The sequence below is a fragment of the Pseudovibrio axinellae genome, from assembly GCF_900110875.1.
GTDB lineage: Bacteria > Pseudomonadota > Alphaproteobacteria > Rhizobiales > Stappiaceae > Pseudovibrio > Pseudovibrio axinellae.
Genome location: NZ_FOFM01000049.1, coordinates 1 through 4,635, shown reverse-complemented (window position 1 = coordinate 4,635; position 4,635 = coordinate 1). Strand labels below are relative to the sequence as shown.

At 50.3% G+C, this 4,635-nt stretch carries 3 protein-coding genes; 1 reads left to right on the top strand and 2 read right to left on the bottom strand.

Annotated features, from left to right (window positions below):
* Positions 1 to 319: 319 nt before the first annotated feature.
* Together BMZ51_RS23060 and BMZ51_RS23055 are read right to left on the bottom strand one after the other, a co-directional pair.
* A complete protein-coding gene (locus tag BMZ51_RS23060; protein ID WP_068009449.1) occupies positions 320 to 1,708 on the bottom strand; it encodes an NAD(P)(+) transhydrogenase (Re/Si-specific) subunit beta in 1,389 nt (462 codons plus the stop codon).
* A gap of 17 nt (positions 1,709 to 1,725) precedes the next feature.
* Positions 1,726 to 3,294 carry a Re/Si-specific NAD(P)(+) transhydrogenase subunit alpha gene (locus BMZ51_RS23055; protein ID WP_068009446.1) on the bottom strand — a complete coding sequence of 523 codons (1,569 nt, stop codon included), beginning with the start codon at positions 3,292 to 3,294 and terminating at the stop codon, positions 1,726 to 1,728.
* A 920-nt stretch (positions 3,295 to 4,214) separates the two neighbouring features.
* Between BMZ51_RS23055 and BMZ51_RS23050 the strand changes: the two genes are divergently transcribed.
* On the top strand, positions 4,215 to 4,511 hold the full coding sequence (locus tag BMZ51_RS23050) for a nitrilase-related carbon-nitrogen hydrolase (protein WP_068009443.1): 297 nt from the start codon (positions 4,215 to 4,217) through the stop codon (positions 4,509 to 4,511).
* Positions 4,512 to 4,635 lie beyond the last annotated feature (124 nt).

Below are 4,635 nucleotides of genomic sequence, written 5' to 3'. Positions count from 1 at the left end.
ACAAAGATTGGCGTTCGCATACTCAACACAATAACCGAACTCGGCAGGCCCGCGTTCGAAGCAATCTCATGACCTGAATTGACGGGTTTGGGAGTGTTGTAAGCTATTCACGACCCCTGCAACAAGGCCCAGGTGAAGTATTGGTTATAGAGGCATACTGGGTTTCAGATTTGTAGCTTGGCGGGCACGAGATTTGACCCAGTAACGTGATGGTGAAGCCCAAAAATTAACTTTAAGCGTGCGTGTTAGGCGGGCTGACTGCCACAAAAAACCCCGGCGAACAGGATCGCCGGGGTTAAGTTCGATCTATGGTGATGAACTAGCTGATCTTGCTCAGCAGGTTATTCATAGAGCTCTTAGCATCGCCGTAGTACATGCGAGAGTTCTCTTTGTAGAACAGCGGGTTTTCAATGCCGGAGTAACCAGTGCCCTGCCCGCGTTTGGAGATAAACACGTGCTTGGCTTTCCAAACTTCAAGCACTGGCATGCCAGCGATTGGTGAGTTTGGATCTTCCTGAGCAGCCGGGTTCACAATGTCGTTAGCACCAATGATGATAACAACGTCTGTGTCAGGGAAGTCATCATTAATCTCGTCCATTTCCAGAACGATATCGTATGGCACTTTCGCCTCAGCAAGCAGTACGTTCATGTGGCCTGGCAAGCGTCCGGCAACCGGGTGGATTGCAAAGCGGACGGTTTTGCCTTTAGCGCGCAGGCGCTTGGTCAACTCTGAAACGGATTGCTGGGCCTGAGCAACAGCCATACCGTAACCTGGTACAATCACAATACTATCAGCATCATTGAGGGTTTCTGAGACAAAGTCCGTATCTGTCGGAACCATCTCGCCCTCGATTTCTTGAGCGGGACCTGTGGTGTTTCCGAAGCCACCCAAAATGACTGAGACGAAGTGCCGGTTCATCGCCTTACACATGATGTAAGACAGGATTGCACCGGAAGAACCAACGAGCGCGCCCGTCACGATGAGCAGATCATTGCCAAGTAAGAAACCAGTCGCTGCTGCTGCCCAACCGGAGTAGGAGTTCAGCATGGAAACCACAACCGGCATATCTGCACCGCCAATGGCCATAACCATGTGCACACCAATCGCGAAGGCCAGCAGGGTCATCACGTAGAGTGTCCAGGAACCAGCATGGTTCATGTACATGATCATCAGCAGGATGGAGAGCAACACCATTGCAGCGTTCAAGACATGACGGCCTGGAAGGATCAGCGCTTTGCCGCCAATCTTACCGGCAAGCTTACCATAGGCGATGATTGAGCCGGTAAAGGTGATTGCACCAATGAACACGCCGATGAAGATTTCAGCTTCGTGGATCACCAGCTCAGCGCCCGCCAGACCTGCTGGTGGGGCGATACCTGAGTTGATGCCGATGAACACAGCTGCCAGACCAACGAATGAGTGGAGCGCAGCTACAAGCTGAGGCATGCCAGTCATTTCAACGCGTTGAGCGACGATAATGCCAGCAACAGAGCCGACTGAAACAGTCAGCAGCAGCATGATCACAACGGCAGGGCTGGTCAGGTCAACACCTGCACCAAAGACTGTTGCAAGAACAGCCACAGCCATACCAACAATACCAAACCAAACAGCACGTTTTGCGCTTTCCTGATTGGACAGACCGCCCAGAGACAGGATGAAGAGAACGGTGGCCGCAATGTAAGCGGCGGTTTGAAGTCCGATAGACATAAGCTTCCTTCCCCCGCTTAGGACTTGTTGAACATCTGGAGCATACGGCGCGTGACCATAAACCCACCAACAATGTTGATCGAGGCAATCAATACGGAAATACCCGCGAGCACCCAGACGATCCAGCTACCCGAGCCGAGCTGTAGGAGTGCGCCCAAAATGATAATGCCGGAGATTGCGTTGGTCACAGCCATGAGAGGTGTGTGCAGAGAATGAGCAACACCCCAAATCACCTGGAAGCCGACGAAAACGGCAAGAACAAACACGATGAAGTGCTGCATAAAGCTTTCTGGCGCGTAGGCACCCATAAGAGCTATAACTGCAGCGCCGCCAACTAGAAGGCCGATCTGTTTACGCCCAGCAGATTTTGCCGCTGCTTCTTCTTCAGCAGCGATTTCCTCTGGGGTTTTCTCAGGGGCATTTGGTTTTTGAGCTGCAATGGCAGCAATTTTAGGCTTTGGCGGTGGGAAGGTGATTTCACCATCCTTGGTCGCCGTTGCACCACGAATAACATCGTCTTCCATGTTGATATTGGCCTGACCGTCCTTTTCTGGGGTCAGATCAGTCATCATGTGACGGATGTTGGTTGCATACAGCGTTGAAGATTGGGTCGCCATGCGAGATGGGAAGTCTGTGTAGCCAATGACGGTTACGCCGTTGTCGGTTACAATCTTCTCGTCCATCTTGGTGAGTTTACAGTTGCCGCCTTTTTCAGCAGCAAGGTCAACAATGACAGAACCCGGCTTCATGGAGGCAACCATGTCTTCGGTCCAAAGCTCTGGGGCATCGCGGCCCGGGATCAGTGCTGTGGTGATGACAATATCAACTTCCGGTGCCAGTTCACGGAATTTTGCAAGCTGCGCTTCGCGAAATTCTGGTGATGAAACAGAGGCATAGCCGCCTGTTGCTGCGCCGTCTTGTTGCTCTTCTTTAAAGTCCAGATAGACGAAATCCGCGCCCATGGATTCTACTTGTTCAGCCACTTCAGGGCGAACATCGAAGGCCAGGGTGATTGCGCCAAGCGAGGTGGAAGCGCCGATGGCAGCAAGACCTGCAACACCGGCACCGATCACAAGAACTTTCGCTGGTGGCACTTTACCCGCTGCGGTGATCTGCCCGGTAAAGAAGCGTGGGAAATTGTTACCAGCTTCAATAACAGCGCGATACCCGGAAATGTTGGCCATGGAAGACAGAGCATCCATCTTCTGTGCGCGTGAGATACGCGGCACCATATCCATCGCGAGCACATTGACCTTTTTGTCCGCAAACTTCTGAAGCAGCACACCATTTTGCGCTGGCCAGAAGAAGCTTATGACAGTTTGTCCCTCATGGGTCAGGTCAAGTTCAGAGAGTTCCGGTGCGCGTACCTTGATGATGATGTCGCACGTTTCCCAAAGCGTTTTTGCATCTGCTACAACTTTAACGCCAGCTTCTGTGTAATCTGCGTCTGAGAAGTTTGCAGCTGCGCCTGCACCGGTTTCAATTGCGCACTCATATCCCAGCTTTTGCAGCTGTTGGGCGCTGTCCGGTGTCAACGCGACCCGACGTTCCCCGTCAAGGACTTCCTTGGCAGCCCCTATGATCATGTTCTAACCTCTTGCCTGTTAAATAGGTTTCCAGCAGAAATCGCTCGTTACCAACTGTTCCAATCGTTTTTTATTCTCATTGCCAGCCTAGTAGCTGGTGCTGTTTTTGTGCAATGCACCAAAGGCCCTAAACTGTACCTAATTAACCAAAAGGAATCTCTTCGGCTAAAATCACTCGCATGGCAGGTTAAGCTCCTTAGCGTAAACTGCAAGCCTCACTTGGAAACTTCAAACCTCCCTCACCTTTAGAACCAACCCCGTTCAATTCCCAGTAGGGTAAAGCACTATCTGACACACAGATAAACGCCTTGCCCTAGGTGTTTCATGTCAAACTAAAGAGTGAGAGAGGTAATTGAAATTGAATGTATCTCAATATAAATCACAAATATAAGAGTGTAAGTAAGTATAAAGTTTACTTTTAGACTGATGTTTCACATTATAATTTGCGTATCTCTTGGGATTGACGAGCGAAAACATTTCTTATGTGGAAGTTTAACTGGAATATATTTGTATTCCAGTCATAGGTTGCAGATAGATATACCAGTTTATGAAATCATAACTGCGGTGTCGCAAGGCCCTCATGACGGAGTCGGCTGGCCTTCGTCCCCCATTTTTGCTTTGCGTTGCTATGTGCGTTTTTTTGAAAGATTGGCGTTTTTATGCGTTCCTATGAAATCGGCCTGCTTAAAACCTAGCTAATGGACCGGTGCGTTTGCCTGTTTACGCCCTTGTCTGTTTGGTTTGATTGAAACCTTCAAATGACGAATGAATGGACCACAGTTTGGCTGCAGGGTTTTTATCTCGCCGTTTTAGCAGGATCAGTCTTAAGGTGACACGGGTCGATGCCTGACACTTTTTATGTCTGCTATAAATTCAGGAAGGCTCGTTTATGAACTCGAATTCGGGTGGGGCATAAGGTAATGGACGGTACGATCTCAATAGCGATTGCTCAAAGCCTCGTGACGGCTGATGTTGCCGCAAATGGGAGGCATATACGCGACTGCATGGAGCAAGCAAGTCGCAATGGAGTGCGCCTTGCTCACTTCCCAGAAGGAGCGCTTACTGGCTATGTGAAGGCTCAAATCAAAAGCTGGGGTCAAGTAGACTGGCATCAGGTAGAAGAGGAACTCCTGTTGATCAAAGAGGCGGCAAAGCGCCTTGGGATTTGGGCCGTTGTTGATCAGAGCTGGCTTGGGAAAATCGGACAGGTTGTCTAAGTGGATTTAGCTTCTGAAACTGGCATGCTGCCAAGAACAGGAGACCACCATGACCAGACGTGCTCGTCGAAACCATAGTCCGGCCTTTAATGCAAAAGTCGCGCTTGCTGCTATTCGCGGAGAG

Bases quoted from the DNA above. Each gene is read 5' to 3' on its own strand.
- BMZ51_RS23050 (WP_068009443.1), top strand. From the start codon at position 4,215: ATGGACGGTACGATCTCAATAGCGATTGCTCAAAGCCTCGTGACGGCT.
- BMZ51_RS23060 (WP_068009449.1), bottom strand. From the start codon at position 1,708: ATGTCTATCGGACTTCAAACCGCCGCTTACATTGCGGCCACCGTTCTC.
- BMZ51_RS23055 (WP_068009446.1), bottom strand. From the start codon at position 3,294: ATGATCATAGGGGCTGCCAAGGAAGTCCTTGACGGGGAACGTCGGGTC.